Below are 18,832 nucleotides of genomic sequence, written 5' to 3' on the forward strand. Positions count from 1 at the left end.
CGCGACCAGGAGGGGTAGACAGTGGCGACTTGGCTAGTAACCGGCGGGGCCGGATTTATCGGCGGAAATTTTGTTCTGGAGGCGGTCTCTCGTGGGATCCGCGTGGTCAATCTGGACGCGCTCACTTATGCGGGCAATCTGAACACGCTGGCGTCGCTGGAAGGCAACGCCGACCATGTTTTCGTCAAGGGCGACATCGGTGACGGCGCGCTTGTGACTCGCTTGCTGCAGGAACATCAGCCGGACGCGGTGCTGAACTTCGCGGCCGAAAGCCATGTCGATCGTTCGATCGAAGGCCCTGGCGCCTTCATCCAGACCAACGTGGTCGGCACTTTGGCCCTGCTTGAGGCAGTGCGCGACTATTGGAAAGCGTTGCCGGACACGCGCCGTGATGCCTTCCGCTTCCTGCATGTGTCCACCGACGAGGTCTATGGCACGCTGGGTGAGACCGGCAAGTTCACCGAAACCACGCCCTACGCCCCGAACTCGCCGTACTCGGCCTCCAAGGCAGCGTCGGATCACCTGGTGCGCGCGTTCCACCATACCTACGGGCTGCCGGTGCTGACCACCAACTGTTCGAACAACTACGGTCCGTACCACTTCCCCGAAAAACTCATTCCATTGGTCATTGCCAAGGCGCTGGCCGGTGAGCCGTTACCGGTGTACGGAGACGGCAGGCAGGTGCGCGACTGGCTGTTCGTCAGCGATCATTGCGAGGCGATACGCACCGTGCTGGTCAAGGGCCGGGTCGGCGAGACCTACAACGTGGGCGGCAATTCCGAGCGCCAGAACATCGAAGTCGTGCAGGCGATCTGCGCACTGTTGGATCAGCATCGTCCGCGCGAAGACGGCAAGCCCCGTGCAAGCCAGATCACCTATGTCACCGACCGCCCCGGGCACGACCGGCGGTATGCAATCGATGCGTCCAAGTTGAAGAACGAGTTGGGCTGGGAGCCGGCGTACACCTTCGAGCAAGGCATCGCGCAGACGGTGGAGTGGTACCTGACCAACCAGTCCTGGGTACAAGGCGTGCTGGATGGCAGTTATCGGCTTGAACGGATCGGCGCCGCGGCCTAACGCGAGCCCCTAGCAAGAGCCCGTGCACGCGTGCGTGTGCGGGCCTCAACAGGACATACCTGATGACACAACGTAAAGGCATCATTCTGGCGGGCGGCTCCGGCACGCGCCTGTACCCGATCACCAAGGGCGTCAGCAAGCAGCTGTTGCCGGTGTACGACAAGCCGATGATCTACTACCCGCTGAGCGTGCTGATGCTCGCGGGTATCCGCGACATTCTGATCATCAACACGCCGCACGAGCAGGCGCTGTTCCAGTCGCTGCTGGGCGATGGTTCCCAGTGGGGCGTCAACATCCAGTATGCCGTGCAGCCCAGCCCCGACGGTCTGGCGCAGGCCTATCTGATCGGTCGCGATTTCGTCGACGGCAAGCCGAGTTGCCTGGTGTTGGGCGACAATATTTTCCATGGACATGGCCTGACCGACACCTTGCGCCGCGCCGATGCGCGTGAGCAGGGTGCAACCGTCTTCGGTTACTGGGTCAACGATCCGGAGCGCTACGGCGTCGCCGAATTCGATCAGCAAGGCAAGGTCATCGACATTGCCGAAAAGCCGGAAAAGCCCCGTTCCAACTATGCGGTCACCGGCCTGTATTTCTATGACGGCAAGGCCAGCGACTACGCAGCTGCCCTGAAACCCTCGCCGCGCGGCGAGTTGGAGATCACTGATCTCAATCGCTGCTATCTCGATGCCGGCGACCTGCACCTGGAGCCCCTGGGGCGCGGGTATGCATGGCTGGATACCGGGACGCACCAGTCATTGCATGAAGCGGCCAATTTCATCGAGACCATCCAGATGCGCCAGGGTCTGCAGGTGTGCTGCCCGGAAGAAATCGCATTTGGTCAGGGCTGGATCGATGCCGAGCAGCTGGAGCGTCTGGCGGCGCCGTTGCTGAAGAATGACTATGGCAAGTATCTACATGAGTTGGCTGTAAGAGGAGTAGTGCCTTGAAAGTAATCGAAACGCGTCTACCGGGTTGCGTTGTCATCGAGCCGGCAGTGTTCGGCGATGAGCGCGGGTATTTCTTTGAAACATGGAATGCAGAGCGCTTTGGCCAACACGGCCTGCCGACGCAATTCGTGCAGAGCAACGTGTCCACCTCTGCCAAGGGCGTGCTGCGTGGTCTGCACTATCAGTGGCCGCGCCCGCAAGGTAAGTTGGTCAGCGTGCTCGAAGGCGAGGTGTATGACGTCGCTGTCGATGTGCGTCATGGTTCGCCGAATTTCGGTCAATGGGCTGCGGTGGTATTGAGCGCAGAGAACAAGAAGCAGTTCTGGATTCCGGAAGGCTTTGCGCATGGTTTTGCGGTGTTATCCGAGCGCGCCGTTTTCAGTTATCTGTGCACCGACGTGTACGTTAAGGAAGCCGACGCTGGCGTGCGTTGGGATGACGCGGCGATCGGTGTCGATTGGCCGATCAGCGACCCTTTGCTATCCGCCAAGGATGCCAATGCGCCGTTCCTGAGCGACGTGCCAGTTGATCGATTGCCGGTGTATACGCCGTGATCACTCTGGTGTTTGGTGCGAACGGGCAGGTAGGCACTGAACTGCTGCGCGCACTGGCGGCCGATGGCGCGGTGCAGGCGACGACACGCAGTGGCCAGTTGCCTGATGGCAGCGCTTGCGAGACGGCGGACTTCGACGCACCGGAAACTTTGCCAGCTTTGCTGGACCGGATTGGCCCGTCGCGTGTGGTCAACGCTGCAGCCTATACGGCAGTAGATCGCGCCGAGCAGGATCCCGATAGCGCCATGCGGGCGAATGCGCTATCGCCTGGCGTCATTGCTGCATGGTGTGCTGCCCGTAACGTGCCACTGGTGCACTACTCGACTGATTACGTCTTCGACGGCCAGGGCAGCGCACCCTATCTGGAGGATGCGCAGACCTCGCCGCTAGGCGTGTATGGCGAAACCAAGCTTGCTGGCGAGAATGCCATTCGTGACTCCGGCGCGCAGCATCTGATTCTGCGCACGGCATGGGTCTATGCGTCGCATGGTGCGAATTTCCTGCGCACGATGTTGCGTGTCGGCGCCGAGCGCGACGAGCTGCGCGTGGTGGCCGATCAGATCGGAACCCCGACGCCCGCCGCCCTGATTGCCGATGTCACCGCGCAGTTGCTGCGTCAACGCACACCCGACACCTCGGGCACCTGGCACCTCACTGCTGCAGGACAGACCAGCTGGCATGGCTTTGCCGAGGCGATCTTCGAAGAAGCCGTGAGCGCAGGTCTGCTGCCGCGTGCGCCGCGCGTGGTGCCGATCATCACCGCCGACTACCCGACGCCTGCGAAGCGGCCGGCGTATTCGCGGTTGTCGATCGAAAAACTGCAGCGTGATTTCGACGTCGTATTGCCGGAATGGCAGCTTGGCTTGCAGCGCGTGATTGCCGAAATCGCCGCTGCCAAACAGTAAATCGGCGACTCTGATCGGTGGCGATAGTTCCATCGACAAGTGCAAGCCGCAAAAACAAACAGCCGGGAATCCCCGGCTGTTTGCTTATGTGTTGCAGAAACCTGCAAGCGACCGATCAGGTGCGCCCGTAGGTGTCTTCGAAACGCACGATGTCGTCTTCGCCCAGATAGCTGCCGGACTGCACTTCGATCAGTTCCAGCGGCAATTTGCCTGGATTGCGCAGGCGATGGGTCACGCCAAGCGGAATATAGGTACTCTGGTTCTCGGTGAGCAGCAGCACCTCTTCGCCACGCGTGACTTCTGCGGTGCCGCTGACGACGATCCAGTGCTCGGCGCGGTGGTGATGCATCTGCAGACTGAGCACGGCACCGGGCTTGACGGTGATGCGCTTGACCTGGTGACGGTGACCCATGTCGATCGAATCGTAAGCACCCCAGGGACGATAGACCTTGCGATGCCAGGTCGCCTCGGAGCGACCGTCGGCCTTGATCCGGCCGACCACATCCTTTACTTCCTGGATGCGATCGCGGTGACCGACCAGAACAGCGTCTGGCGTCTCCACCACAACCACGTCCTCCAGACCGACCATGGCAATCAGGCGCGAGCCATACGCATAGGTGTTCTTGCAATCGAGCTGGATGACATCGCCATGATGCGCGTTGCCCTGGCCATCCTGCTCGGAGACGTCCAGCAGCGAGGACCATGAGCCAACGTCATTCCAGCCGGCATCCAGCGGCACCACGACTGCATCTGCGGTCTTTTCCATCACCGCATAGTCGATCGAATCCGACGGGCTGGACGCGAACGCGTCCTTGTCCAGACGAGTGAAGTCGGCGTCGCGCTTGCCGCCTTCCCAGGCCTTCTGGCAGGCATCGGCGATCGCGGGCTGGAACTTACGCAGCTCTTCCAGGTAGCGCGATGCGCGGAACAGGAACATGCCGCTGTTCCAGTAGTACTCGCCGCTGTCCAGGTAGCCTTGCGCGGTTGCCAGATCAGGCTTCTCGACGAAGCGCTCCACAGCGCTGACACCGGTGCCTGCGCCTGCCTTGATGTAGCCGTAGCCGATTTCAGGCGCGGTGGGCTTGATGCCGAAAGTGACCAGCTTGCCTTGCTCGGCCGCAGTGGCCGCCAAGGTGACCGCTGCCTGGAAAGCAACTTCATTCTGAATCACATGATCGGACGGCAGAACCAGCAGCAGCGGATCGCCGCCGTTACGGGTGGCTTCCAGTGCAGCCACAGCAATCGCCGGAGCAGTGTTGCGGCCCTTGGGCTCGAGCAGGATGGCCGACGGCTTCACGCCAAGCTGCTGCAACTGTTCGGCCGCCATGAAGCGGTGCTCTTCGTTGGCCACCACGATGGGCGCGTGCGCGGCCACCGGAGCCGAACGCAGCCAAGTGGCCTGCAGCATGCTGTGCTCGCCGACCAGCGGCAGGAACTGCTTCGGGTACGATTCGCGCGACAACGGCCACAGGCGCGTGCCGGAACCGCCGGACAGGATAATCGGAAGGACGTCGCTCATGAGCGGGGGAAACTCCAGTGCGTCAAGGTGGGGGGAGGGTGAATCAACCACGTAGCAGGTTGGAAATCTCTTGCGTGCGCGTTTCCAGCAGGGCGGCGTCGCCGCGCGTTTCCACGTTCAGGCGCAGCAGTGGTTCGGTGTTGGAACTACGCAGGTTGAAACGCCACTGGCCGAAGTCCGCGCTGATGCCATCGGTGTAATCCAGCTCGGGTGACAGCGACGCGTAATGCTCCATCACGCGCGCAACTGCGGCCTTGGCATCGTCCACCTTGAAGTTGATCTCGCCGCTGCAAGGGAACTTCTGCATGCGTGCTTCGACCAGATCTGCCAGCGAACGACCGGACTGCGACACCAGCTCGGCAATCAACAGCCACGGAATCATGCCGGAGTCGGCGTAGGCGAACTCGCGGAAATAATGGTGCGCGCTCATTTCGCCGCCGTAGACGGCGTTTTCGCTGCGCATCTTTTCCTTGATGAAGGCATGCCCGCTCTTGCACAGCACCGGAATGCCGCCGCTGTCTTCAACCATCTCGACCGTGTTCCAGGTCAGGCGCGGGTCGTGCACGACCTTGCCGCCCGGCTGCTTGGCAAGGATTGCCTGCGCCAGCAGGCCGACCAAGTAATAGCCTTCGATGAAGCGGCCGCTGTGGTCGAAGAAGAAGCAACGATCGAAGTCGCCATCCCATGCAATACCGAAATCGGCGCCGTGTTCCTGCACCGCCTTGGCGGTGGCAGCGCGGTTTTCCGGCAGCAACGGGTTGGGAATGCCGTTAGGAAAGTTGCCATCGGGTTCGTGGAAGACGCGCACGAATTCGAAAGGCAGATGCGGTGCGAGCAGATCGACGATCAGACCGGCGCCACCGTTGCCGGCATTGACCACCAGCTTGAGCGGCTTGAGCGTGCTGCGGTCCACGTAGCTGAGCAAATGCTCAAGGTAAGCAGTCTTGTCGGTGCGGCTCTGCTCGCTCGCAGTGGGCTCACCCGGTGCGGCGGTATCGGCGGCGACAGTATCGCGAATCGCGAACAGGCCGGTATCTGAGCTGATCGGTCGCGCCTGCTCGCGCACCAGCTTCATGCCGTTGTAGTCCATCGGGTTATGGCTGGCAGTGACCATCACGCCGCCGGCCGCCTTCAGGTAATCGGTCTGGAAATAGACCTCTTCGGTGCCGCACAAGCCGATATCGATCACCTCGCGGCCGCTGGCGCGCAGGCCGGCCGAGAGCGCTTCCTGCAAGCCGGGGCTGGCCAGGCGCACGTCATGGCCCAGGACCACCGGCCCTTGATCCAGCTGCGCCGCCAGCGCCACGCCGATGCGGCGAGCCAAGTCCTCGTTGAGTTCATCCGGCACGCGGCCGCGAATATCGTAGGCCTTGAAGGCGGGTAGCGTCATGGGCAATTCCTGGGGTGGGGGACGTCCGAGTTTAGCGGCTGCGCCGTGTCTTGGGTGTGGCGGAATTGCGAACGGGGACAGGGAACAGTCAGCGGCTAGAATGGTCGCTTCACATCAGCGAGGCGAGGGCGGTGATGCGCAATAGTGGACGTGGTAAGGCAAGCGGCAAACGCTATGCCGATGCCAAGGCGGCGCTGGACGGGGTGCTGGCCGACGGCCAGACCCTGGCGGTGGGCGGCTTTGGCTTGTGCGGAATCCCCGAAGCGCTGATCGCGGCAGTGCGCGAAAGCGGAGTCGGCGGGCTGACCGTGATTTCCAACAACGCCGGAGTCGATGGATTTGGGCTTGGCCAATTATTGGCCACCCGGCAGATCCGCAAGATGATTTCGTCCTACGTGGGCGAGAACAAGGAATTCGAGCGGCAGTATCTGGCCGGTGAACTTGAGTTGGAGTTCAATCCGCAAGGTACGCTGGCCGAGCGCTTGCGTGCGGGCGGCGCAGGAATTCCTGCGTTTTACACCGCAACCGGCTACGGGACCATCGTCGCCGAGGGCAAGGAAACCCGCGAATTCGACGGCAAGCATTACGTGCTGGAGACCGCGCTGCAGGCCGATGTGGCCTTGGCCAAGGCATGGCGTGCGGATACGGCCGGCAACCTGGTGTTTCGCAAGACCGCGCGCAATTTCAATCCCGCCTGCGCAATGGCCGGTCGCGTCTGCATTGTCGAGGTCGAGGAGATCGTGGAGGTGGGCGCGATCGATCCGGACCAGGTGCATTTGCCCGGCATCTATGTCGACCGCCTGGTACTCAACGCCACGCCGGGAAAACGCATCGAACAGCGCACCGTGCGCGAAGGACAGCAGTGATGGCCTGGACCAGAGATCAGATGGCCGCACGCGCGGCGCGCGAATTGACCGACGGCGCCTACGTCAACCTGGGGATTGGCCTGCCGACACTGGTGGCCAATCACATTCCCGATGGCGTGGATGTGTGGCTGCAATCGGAGAACGGCCTGCTCGGCATCGGCCCGTTTCCCACCGAAGACGAAGTGGACGCAGACCTGATCAATGCAGGCAAGCAGACCGTCACTGCGCGCACCGGCGCCAGCTATTTCGGTAGCCACGACTCGTTTGCGATGATCCGCGGCGGGCACATCGATCTGGCGATTCTCGGTGCGATGCAGGTCACCGAGCGCGGCGATCTGGCCAACTGGATGGTGCCCGGCAAGATGGTCAAGGGCATGGGCGGCGCGATGGACCTGGTGGCCGGGGTCAAGCGCGTGGTGGTGCTGATGGAACATGTCGCCAAGGACGGCAGCCACAAGATCCTGCCCGAATGCGACTTGCCGTTGACCGGCGTGGGCGTGGTCGATCGCATCATCACCGACCTGGCGGTCTTCGATGTGACCGACGGCGGGCTGGTGCTGGTGGAGGCGGCGGATGGGGTGGATCTGGATGGGTTGCGCCAGAAGACCGGTGTGGCAATCCTGACGCCTCAACCGTGAGGCAAGGCCGGATGGTCGTCAGGTCATCCGGCCCGAACCGATCCGCGTCCGGTGAAGCGATCGTCCAGTTGCAGCTCTGCCAGCCACGGCGCCTGCCAGCGTCCGGAACCGACGCACTGCAGCGGGATCTGGACCGAGGCTCGATCGAAGTCCAGCAGGTAGCTTTCGTCCTGCGCAACCTGACAGACGTCTGCAATGAACGCTAACGCACCTTCATGCACCTGCGTGATCGTCGCCCATTGCTTCTCCGTTAGCTCTGGACTTGCGTAGGCCGCGGTCGGAACTTCGGTGATGTTTGTGAAGTGGGAAAACTGCGGCGAGGGAGCAGTGAGAAGTGTTTCCAGCAGCAGATCGTGGCGCAGGATCGTCGAGTGGTCCGGGCTTTCCTCGGTGCGCCCATCAAAATAGCGGGCGGCGGCCCAACTCTGCGCAGTGATTTTTGTGGCACGCGCGTTCAACGCAAAATACGCGCCACCTAATGGCTGCCCAGTCAATCTTGCGAGGTTTGCCTGGATGCTGCCGGAGTAACCTATGTCGGCCACCATGGCGGCACTGTCACCTGCGGTCGCTTTCCAGTAATGCAGATACGCCTGCCTTTCAGTTTCGGCAAGCGCTAGCAGTTCATTGATTGCCGGAGCCATCAGCTCCAGAAGTTCGGCGTGCATCTCCGGCAGGTAGACATCGCGTTGCATGGCCGGCTGGCCTAATCGGCGCTCCATAATATGTGCCGCAGCATCTCCCAGGCGGGCCTGCACCAGGTTGCCCAGCGTCCCGGTGTAGGTACTGTCCAGCAGCAATGCGAGATCGTCCGGCGCGTGTAGCGAGGGTGTTCCGGTTCCCCGCCGCGATGCGAGCAGATACTTGCCATGAAGCTGGTCAAGCGCCGGGGAAGTTTGCTTCACGAGCTGAAAGGCCTGCTCCAGCAGGTAGCCTTCCCGGCTCAAGAATAAAATCGTTTCGATGTCGGTTTGCTTCGCCATGCGGACCAGCCAAGCGAGATAATCGAAGATCAACGGGCCGATGACTACGTAGCCAAGACTTGCCGGGGAGAGTGTCGGCAACGGCATCAATGTTTCCGGCTGCCGGTCGGCAAGATCGGCGAACCGATTAGCCAGCAAGCCAAGCCATAACTGGTCCTGCCACCGCGTTGCCGCACCCAACGGTGGCCGAAGCGGACGCAATGCAGGAACCACATCCAGTAACGCAGATGGGCGAAGAACATGCACTGGAGTCAGTAATTTGTGCATCTGTGGACGCTGGATATCGCCGTGTTCGTTGTCGCCGACATGCAGCCACTGCGAGGTGTCGATTTTTTCAATGTCTGGCACCTTCTTCCAGGCACTGTCAGCATCTTTGCGCCAACCCGTCTCGCAGGAGACATACCAGGCCGCTGGCAGCGCGCTGGCCTCGGGCGGCAGGATCTGCTGCAGCAATGTGCTATCCAGATACATGTCCGACAGCGCAACCAAGCGGGTGCCGCGTTGCTGCAACTGTGTAGCTGCTGCGATCACAGCCCGACGTGGTTGTAGCAGTCTGGTTTCCAGTGCCACTTCCAATGCCTGGAGGGCGCCGATTGGAAGTCCTGCCGCATCAGGTAGGCCAGACAGCGTGTTGTAGATGCTCGATAGATCGACATCGGTGCCACGTTGATGGCGTGCCTTGGCCTCGGCAAGCTCGCGTAGTTCAAGAAAGTTCTCGACCCCGAATTTGCATGCTACCAAGTGGGCAAGATAGGCGCGAGCACCCATCGGAAACAGGAACGGTCTCACCACCAAGGTGTCGAAGATGTCCAATGACACCAGTCGAGCTTGAAGAGAGGAGAGTGTCAATCGCGTGGCGATCGGCGTTTCGAACGCAGCCTGCCAGTTGCGCCCACCTTCGGCGCTGAGCGCCAGCGTGCCGTCTTGCGGCAATATGCCGATGCGATACTGCTGATGCCGCACGATGGCGACGAACATGCGCTCCATTGCGTGGTGCAAGGTGCCATCGATCTGGCCGCGCTCTTCGGGAAAGTCCTTCAGCTCAAGGTCCAGCGCATACAACGGCCGTAGTGCATCCACTTTTGCCCAAAACATCGATCCTGCAGGAAAGTCGATGTACTCCGAGGCGCTGATATCGAATCCGAGACGTTGGGCCAGCGCGCGGCAAACCTCAAAATTACTCAGCCAGGTATGTGCCCATAGCGGCACCCGCTCGTAACTTTCGGGGTAAAGCATGCCAAGGCGCGGCTCGGCCTGAAACATTCCCAGTTGCCAGGCGATGCGCTCCGGGCTCCCCATCAGGGACGAGACCAGGTAGCGGCGCCACTGGCCTTGCTCGCTGCCGGTATACAGGGACTTTTTTGTATGCAGATGGCCGACAACATCCAATGCCAGGATCTGCTCACGGAACGTCACCACCAGTGGCGCGATATCACGGCCATGGTTGGACACGATGCGCACATCCAGTTTCTCAACATGCGATAGCTTGGAAAAGCGGGCGCGCGCGTGATCTGCGGCGGCTTCGTCCATCACAGAGACCAGCAGGTCATAGCCGACCGGCATATGCTGGAGTGACTGTGCGAATTCGTCGATCAGATCAGGATAGAAGACGTGCACCATCACGCCGACTTTTAACTGCAGCTGCGACAAGGGTACAGGCGCGACGAACGGCGCCTGGTCCGACAGGCGTGAAGCCGTTGGCTGCTTGCGTCCGGCCAATCGCACTCGCCCAAGAAATCCGCGTATTCCGAGGGCGCGGATCACTTTGAACGCCCGCATCGCAACTGCAGTTGCGCCGGAGAAACCGCCGCCATGGAGCTCTACCGAGCGACGTGCCGCAGCCACGAGTTTGGAGAGACTGCTAGTCACGCGGCCTGCCAGTCGTTGCTCACAGATTCTGGTAGTTCGGCCCGGAACCACCCTCCGGTGTGACCCAGGTGATGATCTCGTAGGGGTCCTTGATGTCGCAGGTCTTGCAGTGGACGCAGTTGGCGGCGTTGATCTGCAAGCGCTTGCCGGAGGGGCTATTGGTATCTGCGACCATTTCGTAGACGTTGGCCGGGCAGAAGCGCGTGCAGGGGTTGTCGTACTCCTGCACGCAGCGAGTAGCGCAGATGTCGGTGTCGAGCACCTTCAGATGCACGGGCTGGTCTTCGTCGTGTTCGGTGGCGGCAAAGTAGACCGCCTGCAGGCGGTCGCGCGGTGCGAGTTCGCGCGTGCCGTAGTCGCGCTTGGGTTGCTCGTACTCGCCGATCTTGTGCAATGCCGACCAGTCGGGCTTGTTCTTCAGCGTCCATGGCGAGGCACCCTTGAGCGCGGTTTCCCAGGCGGCGTTGAGCAGGCCGAACCACAGGCCCTTCTTGAAGCCGGGCTTGATGTTGCGCACCTGCTTGAGCTCGGCCATCGCATCGGAGGCGCGCAGCTTGGCGTCGAAGCCTTGCGGCGCCAGCTGCGCTTGCACCAGATGTTCGGCGGCCAGCATGCCGCTGCGGATCGCCTGATGGGTGCCCTTGATCTTGGGCACGTTGAGCAGGCCGGCGGTGTCGCCGATCAGCAAGGCACCGGGCATTTCCACTTTCGGCAGCGATTGCCAGCCGCCGGTGACGATGGCGCGCGCGCCGGCCGAGAGGATGCTGCCGCCTTCGAGCAACTGTTTGATCAGTGCGTGGTTTTTCCATTGCTGGAAGGCTTCCCACGGCTGGTATTTCGGGTCGCTGTAGTCCAGGCCGCTGACGTAGCCGAGCGCGATCTGGTTGTTGTCCAGGTGATACAGGAAGCTGCCGCCATAGGTGCGGTTGTCGGCCGGCCAGCCCAGCGTGTGCACGATCTTGCCTGGGCTGACGCGGCCTTCCGGTACCTGCCACAGCTCCTTGATGCCGATCGAATAGCCCTGCGGATCGGCGTCGGCAGTGAGGTCGAAGCGTTTGAGCAGGCGCTTGGTCAGATGCCCGCGCGCGCCTTCGGCCAGCACGGTGACCTTGGCGCGGATGTCGATACCGGCGGTGTAGCCGTGCTTGTGCGATCCATCCTTGGCCACGCCCATGTCGCCGATACGCACGCCGATGACCTGGTCGTTGGCGTCGTGCAGGGTTTCGGCGGCCGCGAAGCCCGGGTAGATTTCCACGCCCAGCGCTTCGGCCTGCGGCGCCAGCCAAGCGCACATCGCGCCCAGGCTGACGATGAAGTTGCCGTGGTTGCGCATGCCCGGCGGCACCACCGGGAACTTGCGTGCGCTGTCCTTGCCGAGAAACCAGAATTCGTCGTCGGTGGCGGCCACGCAGATCGGCGGCGGGTTGTCGCGCCAGCCGGGCAGCAGGGCATCCAGCGGACCCGGTTCGATGACCGCACCGGAGAGGATATGCGCGCCGATGGTGCTGGATTTTTCGATCACGCACACGCTGATGTTCGGATCGAGCTGCTTGAGCCGGATTGCAAATGCCAGCCCGGCCGGACCGGCGCCGACGGTGACGACGTCGTACTCCATCACGTCGCGCTCGACCGTCTCTGACGCATGTGCGCCGACTCCCGCTTCCGACATTGCTCCGCTCCCGTTGGCTCGATGGCTAACGCGCATTTTCCGGGATTCGATGTGACGGCGGCAAATCGGATCGATTCATCCGCACTGCGCGGTGCCGCTCAGCGTGTGCGTGCTAGCGTTTGCCGCATGAAGATTCGGGTTGCACTGCCGCAAGCGGAGATCGCCTGGTGTCGCGGCTGGTTACAGGCGGCGCAGGCCGATGTGCTGATGCAGGCGCTCTTGCAGGATGTGGAGTGGGAAGTGCACCGCATCCGGATGTTCGGGCGGATGGTGGATTCGCCGCGACTGAGCAGTTGGATCGGCGATGCGGAGGCGAGTTATCGCTATTCGGGCACCCGGTTTGCGCCGCAGCCGTGGCTGGAGGCGCTGCAGCCAGTGCGAACGCGCCTGCAGGATGAAACCGGGCAACCCTTCAACAGCGTGTTGGTCAACCGCTACCGTAGCGGCAACGATGCGATGGGCTGGCACAGCGACGACGAACCGGAGCTGGGCGCGCAGCCGCTGATCGCCTCAGTGAGCCTGGGCGCGACGCGGCGGTTTGCGTTCAAGCATCGCGACGATGCGGCGTTGAAGCAGACGCTGGAGCTGGGCCACGGCGATCTGCTGCTGATGGGCGGCGATACCCAGCGCCATTACAAACACGCCTTGCCGCGCACCGTAAAGCCAGTCGGCGAGCGCATCAATCTGGCCTTTCGTCAGATCGCGATGCGAGTTTCCCAGCAATGAGAGCGGCTAACAAAACGTAGCGAGCGGTCGCCTGACGGGGAGCGCATTGGTTTCGTTGGCTGCATCTTGTTGGATGCAGTCAGAAGCCAGGTCAAACGCTGGGTCGGTCGAGGGCGCGGTGCCCTCACCGCTCGCGGGACACGCCGCAAGTACGTCCATGTAGGCTCGGTGGCGGCATCCATGCCGCCACACGGTCCCGCAAGCGGCGAGGACACCGCACCAGAGAGTTTGTCGGTAGCTGGATGAAAGCCGGTCATCTCGCGACTTGCGTTGGCTTGCGGGCATAGTTCGCAGAACACGATAGCTGGCGAATTAGAGGCACGTCATGCACTGCTTGCAACCCTGCCCACCGACCATCTCGATTGGTCCTTGCCCGCCCACCGTCGCGGGACCTTACGCGGCATGGATGCCGCGTAAGAGCCTACACGGACGTACTTGCGGCGTGTCCCGCGATGGTGGGCGGGCAAGGGCCCTGCAGCCAGGCCACAGATCAACAGCTCTGCGGCAGCCACCAGGCGGGCGCGGCCGGTACCCGGAATCGGCATGTACCACTCGTACACTCCTGGTTCCTGCGCGCCGTCCGCGCCCACCTGGCGACTGCTCGCTACGTTTTTTAAGCCGCTCTAAGTCTGTCGCTTGCGCTTATAACGAACGCGGCAGGTTCTGGCTGTCATGTTGACCGGTGATCAAGGTCCAACCCACCAGCTCGGCGGTGACCTGCGTCATCGCCTGCTCGAAGGCTGCGGCGACCGTTGCGGTGTCGGTACCCGTAGAAGGACGTGCAACCAGGAAGGTACGCGAGGCCACCACGCGTTGATCGGCGGCGTGCAGCAGTTTGGCGTTGAGTTCGATGGTGGCCGAGGGCAGCGATTGGCCCGCATAGTCCGACTCGAAGCGGCGCAGGTCGATCACCAGCTTGTAGTCCGAGCGGATGCCGGTGCCGATGCGGGCGACCGCGGCGATCTTGCCGGAGTCCTCGAACGCGCGCACCACGCTGTCTTCCAGCATGTCGGTGGCCGGTTGTGCCCAACCGGCGCCGTGATAGACCTGCAACTCGCCCGGGGTGGGGCGCACGTTGATGCGCGGGCTGTCGATCACACGCGCCGCGCTGGGCTTGGCAACCGAGAGTTGCCAGCTCACCTGCGGCCAGGACGGGTTCGGCGTGATCCGCACGGTGGGTGCGTAGATCGTGGCCGGTTTCTGGTCGCCGCCGGTCAGCAGCGAGCAGCCGCCCAGCGCCAGCAACGAGACGCACAACACGGGACGCAACAGGCGCATGGCAGTCATTTCGGTTCGAACTCCTTGGGTGCGTCGCGGCCGAGCAGGTAGCGCGCAGGGTTGTTGTCCAGCTTGTCGCTGACCCGGCGCAGGTCGCGGATCAGACCGCGCAATTCGGTCAGCGTAGGCCCGAGTTGGCCGAGGCCATCGTTGGCGAAACTATTGATGGCCGCGCGGTTCTCGCCAAGGATGTTGTCGGCGTTGCCGGCGGCCGAATCCAGCTTGACCAGGGTGGCATCGAGCTTTTCCAGGATGCCCGGCAGCTGCTGCACCAGGTTCTGGTCCAGCCGCTTGATGGTGCCGTTGGTGGTGGTCAGGGTGGTATCCAGATTGCGTGCGGCATCGCGCGCGCTGACGATCAGCGCCTGCATGCCTTCGTCGCGGTCGGCGATGCCGCCGCTGATCTTTTCCAGGTTCTGCAAGGTGGCGGTGATGCTGGCCACGTTCTTGTCCGAGAGCATCTGGTCCATGCGCTCGACGATGCGGTTGGCGGTGTCGGTGATGTTCTGCAGCGCCGAGGGCGTGGTCTGGATGATCGGCGCGTCGCTCTTGTCGATGGTGGTCAGCGACGGTGCTTCGGGCGTGCCGCCGGAGAGCTGGATGATCGACGGGCCGGTCAGGCTGGTGATGGCCAGCTTGGCGCGCGTATCGCTCTTGATCGGGGTGGTGGAGTTGACCCGCACGTGCGCCACGACCTGGCGCGGGTCGTTCGGCGCCAGCGTCAGCTCGGTGATCGAGCCGACCGCGATGCCGTTGTATTGCACCGGGCTGCCGACCGTCAGGCCGGTCACTGCCTCGCGAAACACCACGCGATATTGCTGCCAGGTGCGGTCGGAGGAATACTTTGCGGCCCATAGCCCGAACAGCAGCAAGGCCAGGCCTGCCACGATGGTGAAGGCGCCGATCAGGACGTAATTGGCTTTGGTTTCCATGCTCAGGCGGTCTCGGTGGAGTCGGTCTTGGCCGCGCGCGCGGCGCGGGCGCGCGGACCGTGGAAGTATTCCTGGATCCAGGGGTGGTCGAGCTGTTCGACTTCGGCCAGCGGCGCGTTGGCGATCACCTTGCGATCGGCCAGCACCGCGATGCGGTCGCAGATGGCGTACAGCGTATCCAGGTCGTGGGTGATCAGGAACACGGTCAGGCCCAGCGCCTGCTGCAAGGTCCGGATCAAACGGTCGAAGGCGGCCGCGCCGATCGGGTCCAGGCCAGCGGTGGGCTCGTCCAGAAACAGCAGCGGCGGATCCAGCGCCAACGCGCGCGCCAGGCCGGCGCGCTTGCGCATGCCGCCGGACAGCTGCGAGGGCAGCTTGTCCAGCGCATCGGCAGGCAAACCGGCCAGTTTGATCTTCAGCAGCGCCAGCTCGAAATACCAGCGCTCGGGAAACTCGCCGTGATGCTCCTTCAGCGGCACCTGCACGTTTTCGCCCACGGTCATCGACGAGAACAGCGCGCCGTCCTGGAACAGCACGCCGGTGTTGCGGGTGATGTGCTGGCGGTCGGCGAAGCGGCCCGAGCGCGCATCCGCGCCCAGCACCTGGATGCTGCCGGCGTCCGGCTCGCGCAGGCCCAGGATGCTACGCATCAGCACCGATTTGCCGGTGCCCGAGCCGCCGACCACGCCCAGGATCTCGCCGCGGCGCACGTCCAGATCCAGCTCCTCGTGCACGACCTGGCTGCCGAAACGGTTGGTCAGCCCGCGCACCGAGATCGCCAACTGGTCGTCGTCGGCGTCGGTCTCTGTGCCGGGATTGGGGATTGGGGATTGGGGATTGGTCACAGCACAGCCCTCCCAGATGTCAGGGCGCTAGCTGCGCTTGTGCCTCGCACGAATCCCCAATCCCGAATGTCGAATCCCAGCCTCATCACCACCCCATCTTCATGAACCACAGCGCGGCAATCGCGTCGAGGATGATGACCAAGGAAATCGTCTGCACCACCGAGGAGGTGGTGCGCTCGCCAACCGACTGCGCGGTGCCGCTGACCTTCAAGCCTTCCAGGCAGCCGATCAGGCCGATCACCAGCGCAAACAGCGGCGCCTTGGACAGGCCGACCAGGAAATGCCGCAGCTGAATGGTGTCGTGCATCCGTGCCAGATACATCTGCGGCGGGATATCCAGATCGAACGCGCCCACCGTCACACCACCGGCCAGGCCGGCGATCATCGCAATAAAGGTCAGCAAGGGCAGGGTGAAGATCAAGGCCAGCAGGCGCGGAATCACCAGCAGGTCGATCGGGTCCAGGCCCAGGGTGCGGATGGCATCCACTTCCTCGCGCGATTTCATTGCTCCGATCTGCGCAGTGAAGGCGCTGGCGGTGCGGCCGGCCAGCACGATGGCGGTGAGCAGTACCGCGAATTCGCGCAGGAAGGCGATCGAGACCAGCTCAACGACATAAATTTCTGCGCCGAAGTCGCGCAGGATGGTCGAGCCCAGGAACGCGATCACCGCGCCCACCAGATACGACAGCAGCACCACCAGCGGCACCGCGTCCAGGCCGACCTGCTCCATGTGGTGCACGGTGGAGGTCAGGCGGAAGCGGCGCGGCTCGTGGATCAGCCGCGCGATCTTGACCAGGTTCTCGCCCAGAAAGCTGTTCAGCTCCAGGATGCCCTGGCCGACCCCGTGGGTGGTGCGGCCCAGACGGTCCAGCGCGGCGACAAAACCGTAATCGCGTTTGGGTTTGGGGCGCTCGTCGTTGAGTTCTTCGATGGTGCACACCAGGGCCTGGTGCTCATCGCGGAAATCGATCGCGTCTTCCTTCAGGCCCATGCGGCTGGCGAAGCGCAGCAACTGCAGCACGCCGGCCGAATCCAGTTGCGCGATGCTGCGCGCGTCGATGCGACGAATGCCATCGGGCACGGCCTGCAGCAGTTCTGCCTGCGGCAATGCGGTCGCCAGGACCCAACTGCCGGCAAGGCGGACCTGTGCGTGATCCTGCGAGTCTTGTTCGATGCGTGGAGGTTGCGGTTTGATCATGGGTGGCCTGTCCGTAGCGCCAGCATACCGCGCCCGGCGTGAGCGAATGTTGGGGACGCTTCGCACCTGCGGCTCCGGCATGGGCGATCGGGGCGCCGGCCACGCGCACTGCGGCATACACTGGCGGCCTCGCCAGACGGCGTTTCTCCGATCCGACCCGCTACGCATGTCCGCCGCCACCCTCGTCCAACCGTCCGCCAGCGCCACCTACGCGCAGCGCGTCGCCTTCGTTTCGGAAATCGCCGGACGCCTGCATACCTACGGCACCACCGCGCAGCGGCTGGAGGCCGCAGTGGTCGGGCTGTCGCAGAAGCTGGGGCTGGACTGCGAGCCCTGGTCCAATCCCACCGGGATTATCTTGAGCTTCAGTGACCCGACCAAGTCGATCGGCTCCAGCGACATCACGCGGGTGATCCGGCTGGCCCCGGGCGAGAACGATCTGTACAAACTCGGCGTGGCCGATTACATCGCCGACAGCGTGGCCAATGGACGCATGAGCATCGCGCAGGGGCACACGGCGCTGCGCCGGCTGGACCGCGAGGTCGACCGGCGTGGCAAGACCATGCAGGTGCTGGCCTTCGGGCTGGCTGCAGCCGGCGTTGCCGGGCTGTGGAAATTGCCCTGGCTGGATATCGCCACCGCCGGTGCGATCGGCATGTCGATCGGGCTGCTGACCCAATACACCGATAAACGCCCGGCCACAAAGGAGGCCGGCGAAGCATTGGCCGGCTTGTTGGCCGGCGTGGTGGCGACGGTGGTCGGCTCGCTGCTCGGCCCGTTGAATCTCAATACGGTGATCATCGCCTCGCTGGTGGTGCTGCTGCCAGGCATGTCGCTGACCAATGCCTTCAACGAGCTGGCCAGCCAGCACTGGGTCTCAGGAACCGCGCGCCTGGCCGGTGCGGTGACCACGGTGCTCAAGCTCACCGTCGGTGCGGTGATTGCCGTGACGCTGACGCAGCTGGTCGGCTTGCAGCCACAGCTCGCCGCGGTGCGTCCGCAGGCCAGTTGGGTGGAATGGGCTTCGCTGCTGGTGGCCGCTTATGCGTTTGCAGTGTTGTTCAAAGCCAGTCGACGCGATTATCCATGGATCATGGCTGCAGCCATGTCCGGTTATGTCATTGCGCGTTATGCGGGGCATGCCTGGGGCGGCCCGGCCGGCGTATTCGCCTCGGCCATGGCATTGACTGCCGCCGGTAATCTATTCGGGCGGGTGGTGCAAAGACCCGGTGCATTGATCCGTTTGCCGGGCATCATCATGCTGGTTCCAGGTAGTACCAGCCTGCGCGGATTTCTCACCCTGGTGCAGCAACAGGATGTCAGTGTCGGGCAAGCGGCACTATTGGCAGTGACCAATATCGTGATGGCCTTGATGGCCGGATTGCTGTTCGGCAATCTGTTGATTCCGGCCCGCAAGAATTTATGAGGCGCAGGAA

General features: G+C 63.0%; 16 protein-coding genes and 1 other RNA gene. 9 read left to right on the forward strand and 8 right to left on the reverse strand.

Annotated features, from left to right (window positions below; translation table 11 throughout):
• The first annotated feature begins 21 nt into the window (after positions 1–21).
• The 4 genes from rfbB (at position 22) to rfbD (ending at position 3,486) form a co-directional block, all read left to right on the forward strand.
• On the forward strand, positions 22–1,077 hold the full coding sequence (rfbB, locus tag NYR97_RS12635) for a dTDP-glucose 4,6-dehydratase (protein WP_316693565.1): 1,056 nt from the start codon (positions 22–24) through the stop codon (positions 1,075–1,077).
• A 62-nt stretch (positions 1,078–1,139) separates the two neighbouring features.
• Positions 1,140–2,027, forward strand: coding sequence for a glucose-1-phosphate thymidylyltransferase RfbA (gene rfbA, locus NYR97_RS12640; RefSeq protein ID WP_205392494.1), 888 nt, complete (start codon positions 1,140–1,142; stop codon positions 2,025–2,027).
• Entirely contained in the window at positions 2,024–2,581 is a 558-nt protein-coding gene (rfbC, locus tag NYR97_RS12645; RefSeq protein ID WP_205392493.1) for a dTDP-4-dehydrorhamnose 3,5-epimerase, read from the forward strand. The genes rfbA and rfbC overlap by 4 nt, the downstream gene beginning before the upstream one ends.
• Positions 2,578–3,486, forward strand: a complete 909-nt coding sequence (gene rfbD / locus NYR97_RS12650; protein ID WP_316693569.1) for a dTDP-4-dehydrorhamnose reductase — start codon at positions 2,578–2,580, stop codon at positions 3,484–3,486. Before rfbC ends, rfbD begins: the two co-directional genes overlap by 4 nt.
• A 115-nt stretch (positions 3,487–3,601) precedes the next feature.
• Here rfbD and NYR97_RS12655 read toward each other — a convergent pair whose 3' ends face one another.
• The gene (locus tag NYR97_RS12655) at positions 3,602–5,005 is read right to left on the reverse strand and encodes a mannose-1-phosphate guanylyltransferase/mannose-6-phosphate isomerase (RefSeq protein WP_316693571.1); all 1,404 of its coding nucleotides are present in this window, start codon (positions 5,003–5,005) and stop codon (positions 3,602–3,604) included.
• Positions 5,006–5,048: 43 nt separating this feature from the next.
• Positions 5,049–6,395, reverse strand: a complete 1,347-nt coding sequence (locus NYR97_RS12660; protein ID WP_255086796.1) for a phosphohexomutase domain-containing protein — start codon at positions 6,393–6,395, stop codon at positions 5,049–5,051.
• A 134-nt stretch (positions 6,396–6,529) separates the two neighbouring features.
• Here NYR97_RS12660 and NYR97_RS12665 point away from each other — a divergent pair, with 134 nt between their 5' ends.
• Positions 6,530–7,261, forward strand: coding sequence for a CoA transferase subunit A (locus NYR97_RS12665; protein ID WP_316693575.1), 732 nt, complete (start codon positions 6,530–6,532; stop codon positions 7,259–7,261).
• Complete coding sequence (locus tag NYR97_RS12670; RefSeq protein WP_205392488.1) at positions 7,261–7,899, forward strand: CoA transferase subunit B; 639 nt, start codon at positions 7,261–7,263, stop codon at positions 7,897–7,899. Before NYR97_RS12665 ends, NYR97_RS12670 begins: the two co-directional genes overlap by 1 nt.
• A 23-nt stretch (positions 7,900–7,922) precedes the next feature.
• On the opposite strand, the gene NYR97_RS12675 is transcribed toward NYR97_RS12670, so the two are convergent.
• Together NYR97_RS12675 and NYR97_RS12680 are read right to left on the reverse strand one after the other, a co-directional pair.
• Positions 7,923–10,658 (reverse strand): rhamnan synthesis F family protein, encoded by a 2,736-nt coding sequence (locus NYR97_RS12675; RefSeq protein ID WP_316698209.1) that lies wholly within the window; start codon positions 10,656–10,658, stop codon positions 7,923–7,925.
• A 109-nt stretch (positions 10,659–10,767) separates the two neighbouring features.
• On the reverse strand, positions 10,768–12,417 hold the full coding sequence (locus NYR97_RS12680; RefSeq protein ID WP_316693579.1) for an electron transfer flavoprotein-ubiquinone oxidoreductase: 1,650 nt from the start codon (positions 12,415–12,417) through the stop codon (positions 10,768–10,770).
• 126 nt (positions 12,418–12,543) lie between these two features.
• On the opposite strand from NYR97_RS12680, the gene NYR97_RS12685 reads away from it, so the two are divergent.
• Positions 12,544–13,143 (forward strand): alpha-ketoglutarate-dependent dioxygenase AlkB family protein, encoded by a 600-nt coding sequence (locus NYR97_RS12685; protein ID WP_316693581.1) that lies wholly within the window; start codon positions 12,544–12,546, stop codon positions 13,141–13,143.
• A gap of 543 nt (positions 13,144–13,686) precedes the next feature.
• A non-coding RNA gene (locus NYR97_RS12690) (sX9 sRNA) lies at positions 13,687–13,763 on the forward strand.
• Between the two features lie 22 nt (positions 13,764–13,785).
• Here NYR97_RS12690 and NYR97_RS12695 read toward each other — a convergent pair.
• From NYR97_RS12695 to NYR97_RS12710, 4 genes are all read right to left on the reverse strand, one after another.
• On the reverse strand, positions 13,786–14,430 hold the full coding sequence (locus NYR97_RS12695) for an ABC-type transport auxiliary lipoprotein family protein (protein WP_316693584.1): 645 nt from the start codon (positions 14,428–14,430) through the stop codon (positions 13,786–13,788).
• Entirely contained in the window at positions 14,427–15,353 is a 927-nt protein-coding gene (locus tag NYR97_RS12700) for an MlaD family protein (protein WP_016903957.1), read from the reverse strand. The genes NYR97_RS12695 and NYR97_RS12700 overlap by 4 nt, the downstream gene beginning before the upstream one ends.
• Positions 15,354–15,355: 2 nt before the next feature.
• On the reverse strand, positions 15,356–16,198 hold the full coding sequence (locus NYR97_RS12705; protein WP_316693588.1) for an ABC transporter ATP-binding protein: 843 nt from the start codon (positions 16,196–16,198) through the stop codon (positions 15,356–15,358).
• A gap of 85 nt (positions 16,199–16,283) precedes the next feature.
• On the reverse strand, positions 16,284–17,513 hold the full coding sequence (locus tag NYR97_RS12710) for an MlaE family ABC transporter permease (protein WP_316698212.1): 1,230 nt from the start codon (positions 17,511–17,513) through the stop codon (positions 16,284–16,286).
• A 49-nt stretch (positions 17,514–17,562) separates the two neighbouring features.
• On the opposite strand from NYR97_RS12710, the gene NYR97_RS12715 reads away from it, so the two are divergent.
• On the forward strand, positions 17,563–18,822 hold the full coding sequence (locus NYR97_RS12715; RefSeq protein WP_316693590.1) for a threonine/serine exporter family protein: 1,260 nt from the start codon (positions 17,563–17,565) through the stop codon (positions 18,820–18,822).
• Positions 18,823–18,832 lie beyond the last annotated feature (10 nt).

Origin of the sequence: Xanthomonas hydrangeae (assembly GCF_032697525.1) — a bacterium.
Taxonomy (GTDB): Bacteria; Pseudomonadota; Gammaproteobacteria; order Xanthomonadales; family Xanthomonadaceae; genus Xanthomonas; species Xanthomonas hydrangeae.

Bases quoted from the DNA above. Each gene is read 5' to 3' on its own strand.
- NYR97_RS12665 (WP_316693575.1), top strand. From the start codon at position 6,530: ATGCGCAATAGTGGACGTGGTAAGGCAAGCGGCAAACGCTATGCCGAT.
- NYR97_RS12655 (WP_316693571.1), bottom strand. From the start codon at position 5,005: ATGAGCGACGTCCTTCCGATTATCCTGTCCGGCGGTTCCGGCACGCGC.
- NYR97_RS12695 (WP_316693584.1), bottom strand. From the start codon at position 14,430: ATGACTGCCATGCGCCTGTTGCGTCCCGTGTTGTGCGTCTCGTTGCTG.
- NYR97_RS12670 (WP_205392488.1), top strand. From the start codon at position 7,261: ATGGCCTGGACCAGAGATCAGATGGCCGCACGCGCGGCGCGCGAATTG.
- NYR97_RS12675 (WP_316698209.1), bottom strand. From the start codon at position 10,658: ATGCGGGCGTTCAAAGTGATCCGCGCCCTCGGAATACGCGGATTTCTT.
- NYR97_RS12710 (WP_316698212.1), bottom strand. From the start codon at position 17,513: ATGCCGCAGTGCGCGTGGCCGGCGCCCCGATCGCCCATGCCGGAGCCG.
- NYR97_RS12680 (WP_316693579.1), bottom strand. From the start codon at position 12,417: ATGTCGGAAGCGGGAGTCGGCGCACATGCGTCAGAGACGGTCGAGCGC.
- NYR97_RS12660 (WP_255086796.1), bottom strand. From the start codon at position 6,395: ATGACGCTACCCGCCTTCAAGGCCTACGATATTCGCGGCCGCGTGCCG.
- rfbA (WP_205392494.1), top strand. From the start codon at position 1,140: ATGACACAACGTAAAGGCATCATTCTGGCGGGCGGCTCCGGCACGCGC.
- NYR97_RS12715 (WP_316693590.1), top strand. From the start codon at position 17,563: ATGTCCGCCGCCACCCTCGTCCAACCGTCCGCCAGCGCCACCTACGCG.
- NYR97_RS12685 (WP_316693581.1), top strand. From the start codon at position 12,544: ATGAAGATTCGGGTTGCACTGCCGCAAGCGGAGATCGCCTGGTGTCGC.
- NYR97_RS12700 (WP_016903957.1), bottom strand. From the start codon at position 15,353: ATGGAAACCAAAGCCAATTACGTCCTGATCGGCGCCTTCACCATCGTG.